We start from the raw sequence: 17,333 nt of genomic DNA, 5'->3' as shown, positions 1-17,333 counted from the left end.
GCCTCAAGACGCTCCACTGCGTGTGGGATGCGGCGCGCCCGTCGGGAATCCTTCCTGTGCCGTGTGGTGCTGAGTAGTGCGCGCGCTCGCCGCAGTCGCGCCGCTATCGGCCGTGATCCTCATGCTGCTTCTCGGCAGATCCTCGCGTGCCGCCGCGCTCGCCGGGATCGCCGTGCTTGTGCCACTCGTCGCCTTCGTGTTCCCGATCTCAGTCTCCACTGCGCTGCGGTCCGCAGCTGAATGGGCGCCCGTCGTGACCGAGGTCGTCCTCGTGCTCGCCGGCGGGATCCTCTTCGCCGAGGCGGGGCGCTTCACGGGCAACCAGCAACGCATCACCGGCTGGGTGACGAGCTCGCTCGGCACCGGCATCGTTCCGGTCCTTGCGATCGTGCACGGCTTCACGCCGCTTACCGAGTCGCTCACGGGGTACGGCGTTGGCGCCGCGCTCGCGGTCCCGCTGCTGCTCGGAATCGGGCTGCCGGGAAAGCAGGCGGCGATCGTCGGGCTGCTCGGACTCTGCGCAGTGCCGTGGGGATCGATGGGGCCTGGCACGCTCATCGCCTCGCACCTGTCAGGGGTCGACTTCGATGCGCTCGGCGTCACGACGGCGCTCTTCAACATCGTCGTGTTCGTTGCCGTCGGGGTGACGGCGGCGCTGCTCGTATCGGAGCGAGGACGTCGGGCGCCAGCAATCACCGCCGCAATCGGCTCCGCTCTCGCGCTCTCGGCAGCCGTGCTCGGGGCAAACGTGCTTGTTGGCACCGCGCCGGCCGGAGCGATCGGCGGGCTGACGGTGCTCGCGCTGCACATTGGCATCCGTGCCGCCCGCGGCAACCGCATCGGCATGTCGCGCGACGTGGCCCGCGCATGTGTGCCCTACGCGATTGTGCTCTGTGGGATGCTCGCTGCAACACTGGTGTTCGCGCTCCTGCCCGCCGGGAGCGGAGCCGCACAAGCGATCCTGACGTCGCCTGCGCTCTGGCTGTTCGTCTCGACCGGCGCCCTGCTGGCGGTGCACCGCAGCGCGGCGCGTGGTGCTGTTCGCTCTGCCGCAGCGACATGGCTGCGGGTGGCTCCCGCGACGGTGCTTTTTGTCGTGCTCGGCGCACTCATGGGAGTGAGCGGCATGACCGAGGAACTCGCAGGCATTCTCGCGCGTCTGGGGGCAGGCTACCCGTTCTTTCTGCCGCTGTTTGCTTCGCTCATCGGGTTCGTTACGGGGTCGAACTCGGGCGCGAACGCGCTCGGCGCGGGCGCGCAAACCGACGTCGCTCGGGCGCTTGGACTGGACGTGCCGCTCGCAATCGGCGCGCACAACGCGGCCGCAGCGACAGCGATGATGGCGTCGCCAGCGCGCGTCGAACTCGCTGTGAGTCTCGCGCGGGTACCCGAGCAGCGCGGGGCCGTGCAGCGGCTGCTCCTGCTGCAGCTCGGAGTGATCTCGCTCGCTATTGGATGCCTCAGCTTCGTCCTGCTGTGAGTGCGGGGTGCACACGCGGTGCGGGCTCGGCGCCTCAGGGTGAGGAAGCGCCGAGCCCGCTCAGTCAATGCCGGTTAGCCTCGCTGGAACGGAACCTCGGGGAAGTCGACAGGAACGTCGAGCGCGATGTTGATGTAGTTCGTGAACAGGTTGAGACCGACCTGGGCGATCGTCTCGACGATCTGACTGTCGCTCCAACCCAGGTCGCGAAGGCCGGTGATCTCCTGCGGCTGAACCTTGCCGCGCTTCTCCACCAGGCTCTGCGCGAACTTCAGCAGCGCCTCAACCTTGGGATCGGCGGCCCGCGCGAGTTGTGCGGTTGCGAGCTCGTCGGCGCTGAGGCCGGCCTGCGCGCCAAGCGCCGTGTGCGCGGCGAGGCAGTATGCGCAGGCATTCGTGTCGGCGACGGCTACAGCGATCTGTTCGGTGAGAGCTGCACCGAGCGCGCCAGTCGAGAAGGCCCCGAACGACCCCCACATTGACTGCAGCGCAGCTGGGGAGTTCGCTACGGCCCCGAACATATTTGGAACCGTGCCGAAGGCCTTCTCGATCTTCGCGAGGTTCGCCTGGGCGGCGGGTGCGGCCTCTGCTGCGGTGAGGACTGGGACATGTGCCATGAGATTCTCCTTGTGTGAGTTGCGGCGGTGCGTGCCGGCTGACACCAGTGTGACGTCAATCTTGGGACGTTTCGCTTCAGATTTGCCCAATAGCTTGCCAGATCGTCCATAATTGGCGTATGGAACCAACCGACCGCCTCGACGCGCTGCTTCGCCGGTTCGGCGTGCAGGCGCAGCAGTTCTTCGACGGCAACCTCTGTGACAGACGACGGTTCGAGCCGCTGCCCGGGCGCGGATTCCTCCACATTCTCCGTGCCGGATCAATGGCCGTCGACGACGGCGCCGGGACCGGACGGTGGCTCTCAGAACCGACGCTGCTGTTCTACCCTCGGGCACACGACCACACGTTCACCCCGGGTGCCGGCCGGGGCGTCGACCTCGCGTGCGCCACGCTCGCGTTCGAGGGCGGTGCTTCGCACCCGCTCGTCGCGGCGCTCCCCGACGTCGTGAGCGTTCCGATCCGAGAGGTCGCGGGGCTCGAGGCGACGCTTGACCTGCTCGCATCTGAGATTGATGCAGGCGCCTGCGGACACCGCCACATCGTAGATCGGCTGTTTGAGATCGTGCTACTTAAGCTCCTGCGGCATGTGCTCGACAGGCCCGGCGAGCACGGCATCAACACAGGAATGATCGGCGGGCTCGCCGACCCACAGATCGCCCGCGCGCTCGGTGCAATCCATGCCGAGCCAGGGGAGGCATGGACGCTCGAGACGCTCGCCCGGGAGGCGGCTATGTCTCGGAGTGCATTTGCCGCACGGTTTCGCGAACTCGTCGGGGCCACCCCGCACGGGTACCTCACCGAATGGCGAATCACGGTTGGCAAACAACTCCTCGCGAGACAACTCCCGGTCTCCGAGGTCGCCGCGACACTCGGCTACACAGGGAGCTCCTTTGCCCGGGTGTTCGCTCAGCGCGAGGGGTGCTCACCGCGTGACTGGGCTACAGCGAGTACGACGCCAACAGGTTAGTTGGGTTGCTGCCCAAACGTCGCCGGGTCCACCGGGCGCTGAGCCCGCGGCAACGTTTCAACGACAAGGAGGTATGACTCGGTCACAAGGTCGCGAACAAGCTCTTCCTCGAGCGCGCCGCCAGCGCGAAGCGTGATCCAGTGCCGCTTGTTCATGTGGTACCCCGGGATGATGTCGTCGAATGCCTCGCGCAGCGTTGACGCGTCGGCGGGCGTCGCCTTGACAGTGACGAACGGCTCGCCGGTGGTGTCGGACAGCAGCAGAAACATCTTGCCGCGCACCTTGTACACCGTCGAGTCGGGCCCGAACGGTTGCTCGGGGGCTGAGCCGGGAAGCTCGTCTGCGCGCGCTGTGGCCCACTCCTGCAGTGTTGTTTGGCTCATGTGGGCTCCGATCATGGGGCGGGCGTGTGCAAGATGAGCTTAGTGGAGGCCCCGGACGCCGGGCCCGGAGCGTCTCGGAGCCTATGCCATGGTGACGCCGTGGGTAGTGGGCCCCAGCCCCAGCCAGTGGTCTTGAGATCTGCGATATCAATGCCGCCCGCCGCTGGAATCCACATTCCTTCTTCAGATCGCATGAGTTACGGCTGACAGCGGCGCGGGCAGCAGCGGTTCGGCATGCCTGGGCGCGGGCAGCAAGGGGCCGGCTGACTTGGGCGAGGGCGGCAGTGGATTGGCCGACAGGCAAGGGTGCGGGCAGCAGCGGTTCGGCAGACTGGGGCACAGGCGACAGTGGTGCTGGCGGCTCGGGGCACGGGTTGCTGGGGGTGGATGACAGGTGGTGGTCCGGCACTGGGCGGAAGACCCGGGGCGGCAGACTACAGTTAAAGCATGGCATCGGTAGTGCGTGGTCGGCCCCCTGCATCCTCACGGGAGACGCTAGCGGACGCTGCGAGTGAGCTGTTCCTTGAACAGGGGTACGACACGACGACGGTTGCCGACATTACGACGCGGGCAGGCGTCAGCCGATCCTCCTTCTTCAACTATTTCGATGGCAAGGCGGCGACGTTTTGGTACGCGCTCGACGAGCACATTGCCAAGTTCGTCGAGGCGTCTGCGGCGCCAGGGCGCGGTGAAAGCCCGGATCAAGCCGCCGAGTCCTTGGCCAGCCAGATTGGGGCGTCCCCGCCGCACACGCTCGCGTTGGCAATCGCGAACGCCGACGCAATGGGGGTGCGCGAGGAACTCGGAACCGGGAGGGCGCTGCGCCAGGCATCGCTCGCAGCCGCGCTCGCCGCAGGCAGCGGAAGCGCACCCGCAAGAGCAATCGCTGCACAGATCGTCGCGGCTGCTCGGGCTACGGCTGTCTTCGCTGGAATCTGGCAGTGGGCCGAGCGAGGCGCAGGCACGACTGACCTCGAAGCCGAGATCCTGACTGCATTGCGATCCGTCGACCTCGGCCGCCTTCCCGCTAAGAACGTGCTGCGTGTGGCTGTTGTGGGAAGTGGTGCGATCGGTGCGCGGGTCATCGAGGAGCTCGCGACGGGCAACGTCCCAGGCGCCGCGCTTGCGGGCGTCGTGACACGGCGGGCTGATGCGCTCACGCAGGCCGTCGGGCAGCTCGCAGCGGGCGTCACTGACTTCGGTGAGGATCTCGACGCGGCGATCCGCGCGAGCGACATCGTTGTCGAGTGCGCCGGGATCGCCGCAGCACAGTCGATCGGCTCGCGGGTGATCGCTTCTGGGCGCGACCTGCTCATCGTCTCGATCGGCGCGCTCGCAGACCCCGCAAGCCGTGAGGCTCTCACCGGCGGGCCCGGGACACTCCGGCTCGCGACGGGGGCGATCGGTGGTCTCGACCTGCTCGCGGCTGCGGCCCGGCCCGGCGGGATCACTGACGGCATCACGAGCGCAAGCCTCACCTCGACGAAGGACGCTGCCTCGCTCGCGCAGCCGTGGATGAGCGCCCAGCAGGTGCGAGAACTTGAGAGCGCCACTGAGCCGTTCGTCCTGTTCGAGGGCACCGTTGCGGAAGCCGTCGCGCGCTATCCGGGGTCCTTGAACGTCGCGTGTGCGCTCGCCCACGCGACCGGGCTCTGGCGTGAGACGCGCGTGCGGCTCATCGCTGATCCTCGTGCCGAGCGCACTACGCACGAGATCGTCGCGGCCGGAGCTGCGGGGGAGTACAGGTTCGTGATGACGAACGCGGTCTCCGAAATGAACCCGACTTCGAGCGCGGTCGTCGCCGAGACAGTGCTGCACGGGATCGCCGCGATCGCTGGTCCCGGCGCAACGTTCGTGTAGCGCGCTGGCCCCGTTACACGTCGAACTCGCCTGCTTCGAGCCGGGCTTTGACCTGCCCAAGGAACCGTGCAGCGTCTGCGCCGTCAACGAGCCGATGATCGTAGCTCAAGGAGAGGTACATCATGTCGCGGGCCTCGATACTTTCGGACCCGTCGGCACGCTGGATCACGGCCGGGCGGCGCGTGGGCGCCCCGGTTCCGAGGATAGCGACCTGCGGCTGGTTGATGATTGGCGTGTCGAAGAGCGTGCCGACCGAGCCGTAGTTCGTGACGGTGAACGTACCGCCGGCGAGATCACCGGCGGTCAGCTTGCCCGCTTGCGCGCGTGAGGCGACGCCCGCGATGGCCGTCGCGAGCGACCGGACCGACAGCGTGGCGGTATCTCGAATGACGGGCACGAGCAGGCCACGGGGCGTATCGACGGCGATGCCAACATGTTCGCCGTCAGGATGGCTGATGACCCCGGCGTCGAGGTCGATCGTTGCGTTCAGCTTGGGATGATCCCTGAGTGCCTCGACCGCAGCATGCACAATGAACGGGAGATAGCTGAGCCCGACACCCTCCTGCTCGCGAAAGCGCTGTTTCACTTCGCGTCGGATGTCTGAGATCGCACTGCAGTCAACCTCGACCGTCGCAGTGAGCTGCGCGGACGTATCGAGCGAGTCGAGCATTCGTTTCGCGATTGTCGCGCGAATCCGCGAGACTCGTTCGGTAGTGCCGTGGTGCGATAGCGACGGTGTGTGGGTGGGTGTCGTCGGCGAATGGGCTGTGTGGGTATTCACTGTGCATCCTCATTGATTACGTCTGGTAGAACCAGGGGTATCCTGACATGACTGAGCGCGAAGGTCAAAGCCTCGCCACTAACTACTTCGAGACGGAGATGTGAAATGCTGAGCGTGTTGTCAACGATCGCGCCGATGTTTGTGCTCCTCGGCCTCGGCATGATTGCTGGCTTCGCGCCACGGTTTCGCAGTGCGCAGGCTGGGCTCAACGCCTTTGTGTTCACCTTCGCGCTGCCTGCGTTCCTGTTCGTGGCTGTGACAAACGCGCCGATCCGAGACGGCGTCCCGCTCGCGTTCGTTGGAATCTCGCTCGGGGCTACCGCGCTCGTCTACGCTCTCGTGCACCTTGGGGCCTTTCTCGTTCGCGGGCGTGGGAGCGCGGGGCGGGCTGGGCTCGCTCCCGGCCCGCTTGCTGTCGCTTCGACGTACGGCAACGTCGGGTACCTTGGCGTGCCCATCGTGCTCAGTGTCGCTGGCCCTGGCGCAGCGCTCGGTGCAGCCCTGGGGCAGCTCCTGCACAACCTGCTGTTCATGGTCGGCTACCCGCTACTGAAGTCCATTCGTGGGGGCACGGCGCGCGGTGGTCGCGAGGGTGAGCGGGGCGTCTGGCGGTTGCTCTGGAGGCTCGCAAAAGGGTCGTTGTTGCTGAACCCGGTGGTGCTGGCGGTGGTTGCGGGCGCGGCGGTCAATCTGCTTGACATTGTGGTGCCCACCGTGTTGGCTGCCAGTCTCGAGATGCTTGGGGGCGCCGCCGTGCCCGCTGCGATGTTCGCTGTCGGGCTCACGATCAAGCCCGCTCTTGCGGGGATGCGCTCGGGTACCGTGTCGATCGCCGGCGTTGCTGTCGCGTCGGTGGTGAAGCTTGTGGCGCTGCCGCTGCTGACGATCCTTGCTGTGGCGCTCTTCGGTGGTGGCCTGGCGCCCCAATGGGTCGCGTCCGCTGTGATTATGGCTGCGATGCCGGTGTCGTCGACCGCGAGTGTCATCGTCTTTGAGTATGACGGTGACGTGCGTCTCGTCGGTGCGGCAACGCTCGTCACGAGTGTTGCCGCGCTCGTCACGATCCCGCTCGTTCTGTCGGTGGCGGGCTAACTCACGGCCTCGCCACGCCCGGGATGCCGCGGCCCGCCGAGCTTGTGGGCGGGCTCCGATTTCGTTGCTGCGACAGGGGAGTGGGCGGGCGGCTTGGACTTCGCCGCTGTGGCTGTGGCGAGACAATGGCGCTCAACGGTTGCCTGGTTCTACCAGAGCGTGCATAATAATCCGAGCGGCCCGTCTGACACTCAGCTGGACCCGCTCCGAGGGCGGTACCTCGCTCTCTCCCTGTCTGACCTGGACGGACACAACAATCCAACCGGTACCGATATCTCAAGGAGGAGATTCACGTGAAGAAGACAAGTTTGATCGCTGCCCTAGCGGTCTCAGCCCTCGCGCTCACTGGCTGTTCGAGTGGTGGCGCACCGTCTGGCGACGCCGGCGGAGAGAGCTATAGCTGGGACATGACAATCACGGTTTCTGAGGCGTCGGCATGGTGGGCCGGGGCAGAGAAGTTCGCCGAGCTCCTCGACGAGAAGTCGGATGGGCGGATGACGCTCAACCTCTTTGCGAATGAGCAACTCTCGGGCGGAGATCCCGCGGCCGGCGTCGAGATGCTTGCGAACGGCGACAAGGCATTCTCATACAACTCGCCGATCATCTACTCGGGTATCGACCCACGATTCTCGGCGATTACCGCGCCCTTCCTGTACGCCGACTACGCTGAGGCCGACGCGGCAATGGCAGACGGCGGCATCGAGATCTACGAGCAGCTCACCGACGAGATGGGCATCAAGATGCTCGGCTTCGGCGAGTCGGGCTTCCGCCAGATTACGAACAGCAAGCACGAGATCACCGAACCGGGCGACCTCAACGGGCTCAAGTTGCGAGTCGCGGGCTCCGAACTCTTTTTGAACATCTACAAGCAACTCGGTGCAGACCCCGTCACGATGAACTTCGCCGAGGTCTTCACGTCGCTTCAGAACGGCACGATCGACGGCCAGGAGAACCCGTTCGACGTGATCTATTCGAACGGCCTCATGGAGGTACAGAAGTACCTCTCGGTCTGGAACTATGTCTACGATCCGCTGATTCTCGGTATGAACAAGGACCTCTTCGAGAGCCTGAGCGACGAAGACAAGAAGATCGTGGAAGAAGCGTCGGCTGAGGCCAACGAGTTCCAGGTCAAGCTCAGCCGCGACCGCGAGGCAGAGCAGCTCGCGGAGATGAAGGACGCCATGACGGTGACCGAACTCACCCCAGAACAGCTCGCGGTGTTCCGCGAGGCCATGCAGCCGGTCTACGACGCCTACGCCGACAAGTGGACGGCTGAGGTCGCCGAGGCAGTGCAGCCGAAGTAGTTCGCTCTGTGGGGAGGCACCTGCGCCGCCCCACAGCGAACCGGATCACTCATGTTTGATCTCATTTTGCGCAGGCTCGAAAACACAATCATCGCGATCACTTTTCTGTTCATCACGTTGCTGGCGTTCGCCAACGTGATCGCGCGCTATGTTTTCCACGCCTCATTTTCGTTCACCAGCGAGCTCCTGATTAATCTCGCTGTGCTGCTGACAATGGTTGGCGCCTCGGCCGCGACGCGGCTCGGTACCCATCCCAGCTTCAGCCTGCTTCGCGACTCGAGTCGCGGAGCACTCCGCAAAGTGGTCGTCGTCGTCATTTGCGCCGGCATGCTCACCTTCTTCCTCATTCTGCTCTGGCTCGGTTTTGAAACAGCAATGAAACAGCTCGAGTCTGGCCGCCTGACCCCTGCGCTGCAGTTCCCGCAGTGGATCTTCTCAATGGGGCTTCCCCTCGGAGCGCTCCTTGGGGCGATCCGCTCGATCCAGGTCTGCGTGATCGAGCTGCGAGGTGGAGAAGCGTTCAAGGGCGAAGAAGCTGAAGCGCTCGAAGTCGCAGCCGCTGTCGAAGCCGAGACTGAGCTGCTTGCGCGCGCACACCAGGAAGGCGGTACGCCCGCCACCCCAACATCCGGACCGAAGGAGGGCGGACGATAATGATTGAACTCGTACTATTCGGTACGTTCCTTGTCTGCCTGTTCATTGGCGTCCCGGTCGCTATGTCGATGGGGCTGTCGGCGTTCGCCACGATCCTGTTTACCGGCGGCGTGAAGGCACTCGCCCCAGCATCAAGCATCTTGTACGCGGGGCTGTCTTCAGAGACGTTGCTCGCGATTCCATTCTTCATCCTTGCCGGTGTGATCATGGAACTCACGGGCATATCGAGGAGGCTCGTAGAATTCGCGGATGCGTGCTTCGGGCATATGAAGAACGGGATCGCGCTCACCGCGATCCTGACTGCCCTACTGTTCTCCTCGATCTCAGGCTCTGGCCCAGCGACTGTCGCCGCAATCGGCGGGATCCTGATCCCAGCGCTCGCGAAGCACGGCTACAGTAAGCGGCACGCAGCCTCGCTCGTCGCAACCTCGGGCGAACTCGGCATCATCCTTCCGCCGAGCATCGCCTACATCGTGTTCGCCGTGGTCGCTGCAGACTACGCAGGTCCCGGTGTCGACCGCGTGACGATCGGCCGCTTGTTCATGGCGGGCGTGGTTCCCGGCCTCATCCTCGTGGTCGTGCTCTACTTCATCGCCCGGTTCCTGCCGCGCGACATGGAGATTGCGAAGTCGAACGCCGCCGCTCACCTGAGCGAGGCAATGGGGAAGAATGCTCGCCGGCGCACTGCAACAGTCACCGCGACGGGCGCCGTCGCGAGCACCGCCGACAACACTGGTCTGCTGACAATTGACGACGTCACGCCTGAGAACGCAAGCTCGGGTGCAGGCATCGGCATGCGAGTTCGGCGGGCCCCAGCCGGGGTCGTCTTCAGAGCGTTCCTGCGAGCTGTGCCCGGCCTGCTGGTTCCAGTCATCATTCTTGGCGGCATCTACGGCGGCATCTTCACCCCAACTGAGTCGGCCGCGGTCGCCTCCGTCTATGCGCTCGTCGTCGGCCTGTTCGTCACTCGCGACCTGAAGATTGCCGAGGTCTTCAAGATCTTCACCTCGGCAGGAATCATGTCGGGGCGCATCATGCTCATCATCGCCTCGGCGACGCTGTTTGCCTACGTGATTACGCGCAACCAGATCGCGAAGCACGTCGCCGACTGGATGCTGAGCCTCACCGACAGCATGGTGCTGCTCGTGTTGATCATTAACCTGGCACTGCTGATCGCGGGAATGTTCCTCGACGCGATTTCGGCCTTCTACCTCTTCATTCCGCTGTTCGTTCCGGTGCTCCTCGAGCTCGGCATGAATCTCACCACGATCGGCGTGATGATGACAATGAACCTCGCCATCGGCCTCATCACGCCGCCGGTCGGAATCGACCTCTTCGTCGCTGCGAGCATCGCGAAGATCCCGTTCGGCGAGGCGGTGAAGGGCGTAGTGCCATTCGTGGTCTCGGGCATCATCGTGCTGCTCTTCGTGACCTTCATCCCAGCCCTGAGTAACTGGCTGCCCGACCTGCTCGGGCTCTAGCCCTTCGAAGGAGTTCGCAAGATGTCAAATGAATTTGCTGGCAAGGTCAGCGTCGTGACCGGTGCGGCCGGAGGAATTGGCGCAGCGATCGCGATCGAGCTCGCGGAGCGCGGGTCCGACGTGCTCGTTGTCGATGTGATCGACGGAGCGGGCACTGTGGCTGCGATCGCCGAACGTACCGGTGGCTCGGTGCGGGCCCGGAGCGAGATCGTCGATATTCGGGATCGGCAGGCAGTGAAGCAGTGCATAGACGGCCTGGTTTCAGATTGGGGCTCGCTCGACGTTCTCGTGAACAACGCGGGCACGGCGGGAAGGCTGAGCCTCGAGGAGATGAGCGACGACGTGTGGGCTCGCGATCTCGAGACGAACCTGACAGGCACGTTCCTGATGTCCCAGAGCGCTGTCTACCCGCACATGCGGGATGCCGGGCAGGGGGCCATCGTGAACGTGAGCTCTATCTCAGGGATCATCGGTGGAGCGAACTCCGGCGGTGATGGGGCTGCTCGCACGGGCCCGGCCTATGCGGCCTCGAAGGGCGGCGTCATCGCCTTCACCCGGTGGGTTGCGAAAGAGGTCGGCCCGCTCGGCGTCACCTGCAACACTGTCGCCCCCGGGCCCGTTGCTACCCCGATGACCGCCGGCGTTCCCTACCCCGTCGATGCGCAGCCGATCAAGCGCATCGGGCAGCCCGCTGACATCGCCCAGGCGGTCGCCTTTCTCGCCTCGCCCGGTGCGAGCTACATCACTGGCGAAACCCTCAAAGTCTGCGGCGGAACCGCCATCGGTTAATACCTCGCCGCACGCCTAGCGCGCTGTCGGTTCGCCCCTATCCGGGTGCGAACCGACAGCACCCCTCACCGCGGGTGCAGCGCTCTTTCTCGACTCTTCCCAACGGTCACAAGCTGGAAGGAGGACCCGATGCTGCCATTAGTGCATCCTGGTCCCAAGACCCAACCCCGAATTCTCACCCGAAACGTGCGCACACTGCGCGCACTCTGCGAGCTCCGTGGGGGCCGCCCCGTCATCGATCAGCTCCACGACACGCTCACCGCCCTTGGCGCCGACAGTGGGTTCGCCGAGATCCACGGCGGAAGCTACGCCCCGCTCAGCTACTGCGTACCCGACGTTGCGACCTCCGAGAAGGCGCTGAGCTTCTCCGCGACGCGGCACCACGACAGCGCCAACCTGCTCTACGGCTCCGTCACGCTTGGGATCCGCGACGACGCCCCGTACATGCACAGCCACTGCTTGTGGCAGGCCCCAGCTGGAGGCCTCGAAGGCGGACACGTTTGGCTCGAGACTGAGGCCGGCGAGGCTGCTCCTGTTGCTGTCGTCACCGCAGTGTTCGATGCGCAATGGCGGAGCACGACCGACCCTGAGACCAAGATGCCGGTGTTCACACCGCACGCGCACACTACCGAACGAGAACGGGGACACGTGATGATTCACGACAGCAACGCAACCCAGCAGCCGGGCCCGACGACTGACGTCGAGCCGGGCGGCGAGGCCGACACGGTCATTGCCCGCGTATTGCCCGGCATCGACATCACCGACGCGCTGATCCGCATCTGCGCGGACGCGGGTTTTGACCGCGCCTCGGTGCGGGCGGGCCTCGGCAGCTTCGTCGGCGCGACCTTTGTTGACCGTGCGACAGGCGGGCACACAGTGATCGACGGCCCGGCAACGGAGGTGATCGCCCTTATCGGGGACGTTCGCCGCGTGGCAGGGGAACTGCAGACGCGCCTGAGCTGCACGCTCGTCGACCGCCACGGAGTCATCCGAGCCGGCGAGCTCGTGCCAGGGGAGAACCTCGTCGCGGCGACGTTCGAGCTCACGGTGCAGCGCCTGGACGCCCCAACAATCACCGTCTCATAGACCATCCACCACCACTCAGAAGGAGAACACCCATGGACGTCAACCTCACCAAGGACCTGCTCGGCGACGAAGAAGAAGCCGACCTTGTCGAATGGCTCGTCGAAGACGGCGCAACAGTTGCCGAGGGACAAAACATTGCCTCGATTGAGACCTCGAAGCTTGTGAATGAGCTTGTTGCACCAGCGGCAGGGGTCATCTCGCACAAGAAAGAGGCCGGCGACATGGTCTCACTCGACGAGACCATCGCAACGATCGAGTAGGGCCACCATGACGACATTTCACGCAGCAGAGCAGGGGCTCGCTGGGCTCGAGCTCATGGCAAAAATCCGTGAGTTCGAACGACGGATGCCGCTGCTCTCGGACGAGGGCCTCATTAGAGGATCAACGCATCCGTCGCTCGGCATGGAAGCGGTCGCGGTCGGTGTCTCGCTGGCGCTTCGCGACGACGACGCCATCGCGAGTAACCACCGTGGGCACGCACACACGCTTGCCAAGGGCGCGGACTTCGGCCGCACGATGGCCGAGATCCTTGGTCGAGCCGACGGCTACTGCCACGGCAAGGGCGGCTCGATGCACATCGGTGTTAAGGAACTCGGCGTGCTCGGCACGAACGGCATCGTTGGCGCGGGGATCGGGATCGCAACCGGTGCCGCCCTCGCTTCAAAAATGAAGGGTGACGACACTGTCGCGGTGTCGTACTTCGGTGACGGCGCATCGAACCAGGGAGTGCTCGCGGAGGCGTTTAACCTCGCAGCGATCTGGAAGCTGCCTGTCATCTTCGTACTCGAGAACAACCACTACGCGCAGTCGGCCGCGATCGAGGACATGGTCGCCCAGATCGACCTGTCGCGCCGTGGAGAGGCGTACGGTGTGCCGTCGTTCTCCGGCGACGGCATGGATCTCGCCGAGGTCTACGAACTGGCCTCCGCGGCTGTCGCGCGGGCACGCGCCGGCGAGGGGCCGACGTTTCTTGTGCTCGACACCTATCGCTACCTCGGGCACATGGCCGGGGACACAGAGATCTATCGCAGCGCCGACGAGGTCGAAGCGGCGAAGAAGAACGACCCGATCGAGAAGCTCCTCGGCCAGCTCATCGAACAGGGCGCCATCACCACCGAGGGCTGGGAGGCCATGACCGCCCGGGTATTTGCAGAGGTCGAAGCGGCGGAGCAGTTCGCGCGGAAGTCGCCCTTCCCGGACCCCGCGGAGGCCTTCACTGATGTGTACGCGAAGGAGACGCAGGGATGAATACACAGACAAAGGACCTCGTCACCTGGCGAGCGCTCAACGCCGCGATGCACGACATCCTCGAGTCGACGCCTGAGGCGTTTGTGCTCGGAGAGGACATCACGACGTGGGGAACTGGGGGCGGAACCTATGGGGTGACGCGCGGACTCAGGAAGAAGTTTGGCAGCGGCCGTGTGATGGACACCCCGATCAGCGAGGAAGTGCTGCTGTCGGCCGTCTCGGCTGCAGCCGCACGGGGCACGCGGCCGATTCTCGAGATCATGTATTCGGACTTCTCGTTTCTCGGCTTCGACGGCATCATCAACCAGGCGGCGAAAGCCCGCTACATGTTTGGCGGACAGTTCGACACACCGCTCGTTATCCGAAGCAACGGCGGATCGGGCATTGGCAAGGCTGCGCAGCACTCGCAGTCGCTCGAGACACTTTTCGCACACATCCCTGGCCTCGAGGTCGTTGTACCAGGGACTCCGGGCGATGCGTACGGGCTGCTCCGCACCGCCGCGGCGAGCGACAATCCGACGATCTTCCTGGAGCACAAGAACCAGTACTACGACCGCGGACCGGTCGACTTCACGCCGATCCCGTTTGGGCAGGCTCGAATCGCGAGGGAGGGAACGCACGCGACGATCGTTGCGACCCAGCAGATCCTCGCCTACTCGATGGCTGCGGCCGAGGAACTCGCAGCCGAAGGCATTGAAGTCGAGATCATCGACCCCCGGACGCTCTACCCGTTCGACATGGACGCGGTTTACGCCTCGGTGGGGAAAACCCGACACCTTGTCGTAGGTCACGAGGCCGTGCGCGACTACGGCTGGGGTGCTGAGTTTGTCGCGCAGACAGTCGAGGCCGCGTGGGACAAGCTTGACGCCGCGCCCGTCAGGGTCGGGGGAGCGCGAGTGCCGATCCCGTATTCGCAGCCCCTCGAAGAAGTCGTCATTCCCTCCAAGGACGACATCGTCGCGGCGGTCAAGCGCACGCTTGCCTGACGCTGTGCTGGGTGGGAGCGGTGTCTCGCCGCTCCCACCCAGCACGCTTCCCAACTCGATCATCACCACTACCACCGCCCCACCGAAGACCCGCTGAAAGGCACCCAATGAACCGTCTATCGAAAAAATCCTGCATCGTCTTTGGCGGGGGCTCTGTCGGAGGCGAAATAAACAACGGCCTGGCCGCCGCGATCACCTACGCCCGAGAGGGTGCGAGCGTGACGATCGTCGACCTGAGCGCTGAAGCGGTCGAGGGCGGCACACGACGGGTCCGCGAAGAGTGCACGAAGCTCGGCCTCTCTCCGTCAGTGCTGGGGATCGTCGGCGACGTTACTGACGAGTCCTCGATTGAAAACGCGGTTGCCGAGACGATCGCCGAGTTTGGTGCAATTGACGTGCTGCACAACAACGTCGGTGTGGCGCGGATGGGGGGTCCGATCGAGCAATCGGTCGAGGACTGGAAGTTCTCCATCGACGTGAACCTCACGAGCATCTTCCTGACATGCAAACACGTGCTCCCGCACATGCTCGCACAGGGCCGCGGCAGCATCATCAACATCGGTTCCGTTGGGGGAATGCGTTACATCGGCTACAACTATCCGAGCTACTCGGCGACGAAGGGGGCCGTCGCACAGTTCACACAGAACCTTGCCCTCGAGTATGCCTCGCGCGGTATTCGAGCGAACACGATTGCCCCCGGGTACATCAACACACCCATGATCTACCGTCAGATTAGCTCGGCGTACGACAGCGTTGAAGCAATGGTGGCCGCACGGGATGCGTTGTCACCCACGGGCAAGATGGGCGACTCGTTCGACGTCGCGAATGCTGCACTCTTCCTCGCATCTGACGAGGCCCGCTACGTCAACGGGGTATGTCTGCCTGTCGATGGCGGGCTGGTGCAGAGCTCGGCGCCCCCTGCGGTGCAGCAGTGAACTAGGGCTTTCTGGCGTCACGCTCGCGCTCGGTGAGCACGTCGAGCCATGCGAAGTGGTCGTCGACAGTTGCCGAGGCGCGGGCGACGTCGCCGGCGCGAACCGCGGCAAATATGTCGTCGTGGACCTTCCGCATGGTCTCGAAGTCTTGCTCGAGCGTGAGGTGCTGCAACGTGCCTTGGAGGACGGGCTGGAGCATCTCAGAAAAGAAGATGAGCCCGGGCGAACCGGAGGCCGCAAACATGGCGCGGTGAAAGGCGCCGTCGGCTTCGAGGAGCTCTTTGCCGTCCTGGGTGCCATGCATGCGCGAGAGGCTGTCTTCGAGCGCCGCGAGCGCTGCGTCGTCAGCGTTGACGCACGCCTCGATGGCGGCCTGACGCTCGAGCGCGTGTCGAACCGAGATGAGGGACTCGACTGTCATCTGCTGGAACATCAGCCCGAGGATGAGCACGTCGCCGGTCTGCTCTGGCTGCACCCCTGTATAGAAGGTACCTTGCCGTTCTTTCCTGCTGAGCACCCCCATGGACTCAAGCTTGCTCATACGATCGCGGAGCGTGTTCCGACTGAGGTTCAGCGTCTGGGTGAGTTCACGCTCGCTTGCGAGTCGCTCGCCGGGAGCCATGCCAAGCAACAGCTCAACGAGTGCGTTGAGTGGGGGATCATTCAACAACGCAAGGGAAAAGTGATGGTTCTTCAGCGACTCCGCCGCCACGAGCGGCGCTCGGCTCTGATCATCCACGGTGGGTCCTTCCCTCGTCATGCTTTCACAGGTATATCACGCTCTCGCAGTGGGAAGTTCACGAAGCCCCCTCCGCGTGGCGAAACGCGACCCGCCGTCACTCGCTTCGCGGCCACTACACTAGCTGAGTGAGTACACCGCGCGCCCTGAAGACGCTTGATCGATTGCCTCGCCGGGTGCTCCAACTCGCTGCCGGGCTCGCACTGTTTGGCATTGGCGTATCGCTCATTCTGAAGTCGAACCTTGGCGCGGCGTCGTGGGACGTGCTGACTCAAGGGCTGAGCCACCACCTGCCGTTGAGCTTTGGCACGATCACGATCATCATGAGTGGCATCGTGCTGCTGTGCTGGATTCCGCTCCGTCAGCGCGTCGGGTTCGGTACGGTCGCCAACGCGATTCTCATCGGCGTCTTCGCTGACGTCGGCCTCGCCCTGTTTCCGACACCAGACGGGTTCTGGGTTCGAATCGCGGTGATGCTGCTCGGCGTACTGCTTGTGGGTATCGCGAGCGGAATTTACATCGGCGCCGGCTTCGGGTCTGGGCCTCGCGATGGGTTAATGATCGGCCTGCACGAGGTGACTGGGCTGCCGATCTGGGTCGTGCGTACCGCGCTTGAGGTGTTCGTCGTCGTGGTCGGCTGGCTGCTTGGCGGGACCGTCGGCATCGGGACGCTCGCGTTTGCCGTGCTCATCGGCCCGCTGTGCCAGGTCTTTCTGCCGTTGTTCGCGATCCGTGACGCGGAAAGGCAGCCGACAGAGGTTGACCCTGCGCTCGAGGCCCCGGTTGTCGTTGCCGAGCCCGAGTTCGCCCCTATCGAGACGGGAAGCATCCCGGTGCAGCCAGCAGCGCGCCAGGGAGAGCCTGCCGTGGAACTGCAGCCCGATCCGGAGCGCGGCGCCGGCGCCTAGACGGGGTGCGCGCCCCGCCGTC

At 64.7% G+C, this 17,333-nt stretch carries 18 protein-coding genes; 14 read left to right on the top strand and 4 right to left on the bottom strand.

Translation table 11 applies throughout. The annotated features are described in order from the left end of the window. Window positions 1–76 precede the first annotated feature (76 nt). The gene (locus ACF07D_RS01870) at window positions 77–1,480 is read left to right on the top strand and encodes an L-lactate permease (protein WP_391503673.1); all 1,404 of its coding nucleotides are present in this window, start codon (window positions 77–79) and stop codon (window positions 1,478–1,480) included. A 74-nt stretch (window positions 1,481–1,554) separates the two neighbouring features. On the opposite strand, the gene ACF07D_RS01865 is transcribed toward ACF07D_RS01870, so the two are convergent. Next, on the bottom strand, window positions 1,555–2,097 hold the full coding sequence (locus ACF07D_RS01865) for a carboxymuconolactone decarboxylase family protein (RefSeq protein ID WP_255809323.1): 543 nt from the start codon (window positions 2,095–2,097) through the stop codon (window positions 1,555–1,557). A gap of 119 nt (window positions 2,098–2,216) precedes the next feature. Here ACF07D_RS01865 and ACF07D_RS01860 point away from each other — a divergent pair, with 119 nt between their 5' ends. Then, a complete protein-coding gene (locus tag ACF07D_RS01860; RefSeq protein WP_391503672.1) occupies window positions 2,217–3,065 on the top strand; it encodes an AraC family transcriptional regulator in 849 nt (282 codons plus the stop codon). Here the strand turns inward: ACF07D_RS01860 and ACF07D_RS01855 are convergent. Next, the gene (locus tag ACF07D_RS01855; RefSeq protein ID WP_391503671.1) at window positions 3,062–3,448 is read right to left on the bottom strand and encodes an MmcQ/YjbR family DNA-binding protein; all 387 of its coding nucleotides are present in this window, start codon (window positions 3,446–3,448) and stop codon (window positions 3,062–3,064) included. The genes ACF07D_RS01860 and ACF07D_RS01855 overlap by 4 nt on opposite strands. 447 nt (window positions 3,449–3,895) lie before the next feature. On the opposite strand from ACF07D_RS01855, the gene ACF07D_RS01850 reads away from it, so the two are divergent. Beyond that, the gene (locus tag ACF07D_RS01850) at window positions 3,896–5,308 is read left to right on the top strand and encodes an aspartate dehydrogenase domain-containing protein (protein ID WP_391503670.1); all 1,413 of its coding nucleotides are present in this window, start codon (window positions 3,896–3,898) and stop codon (window positions 5,306–5,308) included. Between the two features lie 13 nt (window positions 5,309–5,321). Here ACF07D_RS01850 and ACF07D_RS01845 read toward each other — a convergent pair whose 3' ends face one another. Beyond that, entirely contained in the window at window positions 5,322–6,089 is a 768-nt protein-coding gene (locus ACF07D_RS01845) for a 2-oxo acid dehydrogenase subunit E2 (protein ID WP_391503669.1), read from the bottom strand. A 105-nt stretch (window positions 6,090–6,194) separates the two neighbouring features. Between ACF07D_RS01845 and ACF07D_RS01840 the strand changes: the two genes are divergently transcribed. The 10 genes from ACF07D_RS01840 to ACF07D_RS01795 all read left to right on the top strand — a co-directional run bounded on the left by ACF07D_RS01840 (window position 6,195) and on the right by ACF07D_RS01795 (window position 15,664). Continuing rightward, a complete protein-coding gene (locus tag ACF07D_RS01840; RefSeq protein ID WP_391503668.1) occupies window positions 6,195–7,181 on the top strand; it encodes an AEC family transporter in 987 nt (328 codons plus the stop codon). Between the two features lie 293 nt (window positions 7,182–7,474). Beyond that, a complete protein-coding gene (locus ACF07D_RS01835) occupies window positions 7,475–8,485 on the top strand; it encodes a DctP family TRAP transporter solute-binding subunit (RefSeq protein WP_391503667.1) in 1,011 nt (336 codons plus the stop codon). A 51-nt stretch (window positions 8,486–8,536) separates the two neighbouring features. Beyond that, entirely contained in the window at window positions 8,537–9,139 is a 603-nt protein-coding gene (locus tag ACF07D_RS01830; RefSeq protein WP_119281563.1) for a TRAP transporter small permease, read from the top strand. Beyond that, window positions 9,139–10,620: a TRAP transporter large permease gene (locus ACF07D_RS01825; protein ID WP_391503666.1), complete on the top strand. Its 1,482-nt coding sequence runs from the start codon at window positions 9,139–9,141 to the stop codon at window positions 10,618–10,620. The genes ACF07D_RS01830 and ACF07D_RS01825 overlap by 1 nt, the downstream gene beginning before the upstream one ends. Before the next feature lie 21 nt (window positions 10,621–10,641). Then, window positions 10,642–11,409 (top strand): SDR family NAD(P)-dependent oxidoreductase, encoded by a 768-nt coding sequence (locus ACF07D_RS01820; RefSeq protein WP_391503665.1) that lies wholly within the window; start codon window positions 10,642–10,644, stop codon window positions 11,407–11,409. Window positions 11,410–11,538: 129 nt separating this feature from the next. Further along, a complete protein-coding gene (locus ACF07D_RS01815) occupies window positions 11,539–12,495 on the top strand; it encodes a PCC domain-containing protein (protein ID WP_391503664.1) in 957 nt (318 codons plus the stop codon). 32 nt (window positions 12,496–12,527) lie between these two features. After that, entirely contained in the window at window positions 12,528–12,755 is a 228-nt protein-coding gene (locus ACF07D_RS01810; RefSeq protein WP_255809330.1) for a lipoyl domain-containing protein, read from the top strand. A gap of 7 nt (window positions 12,756–12,762) precedes the next feature. Beyond that, window positions 12,763–13,743 (top strand): thiamine pyrophosphate-dependent dehydrogenase E1 component subunit alpha, encoded by a 981-nt coding sequence (locus tag ACF07D_RS01805; protein WP_119281558.1) that lies wholly within the window; start codon window positions 12,763–12,765, stop codon window positions 13,741–13,743. Next, window positions 13,740–14,729: a transketolase C-terminal domain-containing protein gene (locus ACF07D_RS01800; RefSeq protein ID WP_119281557.1), complete on the top strand. Its 990-nt coding sequence runs from the start codon at window positions 13,740–13,742 to the stop codon at window positions 14,727–14,729. Before ACF07D_RS01805 ends, ACF07D_RS01800 begins: the two co-directional genes overlap by 4 nt. Before the next feature lie 107 nt (window positions 14,730–14,836). Next, window positions 14,837–15,664 (top strand): SDR family NAD(P)-dependent oxidoreductase, encoded by an 828-nt coding sequence (locus tag ACF07D_RS01795; protein WP_391503663.1) that lies wholly within the window; start codon window positions 14,837–14,839, stop codon window positions 15,662–15,664. Window position 15,665: 1 nt separating this feature from the next. Here ACF07D_RS01795 and ACF07D_RS01790 read toward each other — a convergent pair whose 3' ends face one another. Continuing rightward, entirely contained in the window at window positions 15,666–16,403 is a 738-nt protein-coding gene (locus ACF07D_RS01790) for an FCD domain-containing protein (RefSeq protein ID WP_162920996.1), read from the bottom strand. Between the two features lie 128 nt (window positions 16,404–16,531). On the opposite strand from ACF07D_RS01790, the gene ACF07D_RS01785 reads away from it, so the two are divergent. Continuing rightward, window positions 16,532–17,311: a YitT family protein gene (locus ACF07D_RS01785; RefSeq protein WP_391503662.1), complete on the top strand. Its 780-nt coding sequence runs from the start codon at window positions 16,532–16,534 to the stop codon at window positions 17,309–17,311. The last annotated feature ends 22 nt before the right edge of the window (window positions 17,312–17,333 follow it).

The organism is Leucobacter sp. NPDC015123 (assembly GCF_043080205.1).
Classification (GTDB): Bacteria; Actinomycetota; Actinomycetes; order Actinomycetales; family Microbacteriaceae; genus Leucobacter; species Leucobacter aridicollis_A.
This window is presented reverse-complemented; position numbering and strand designations above follow the sequence as displayed.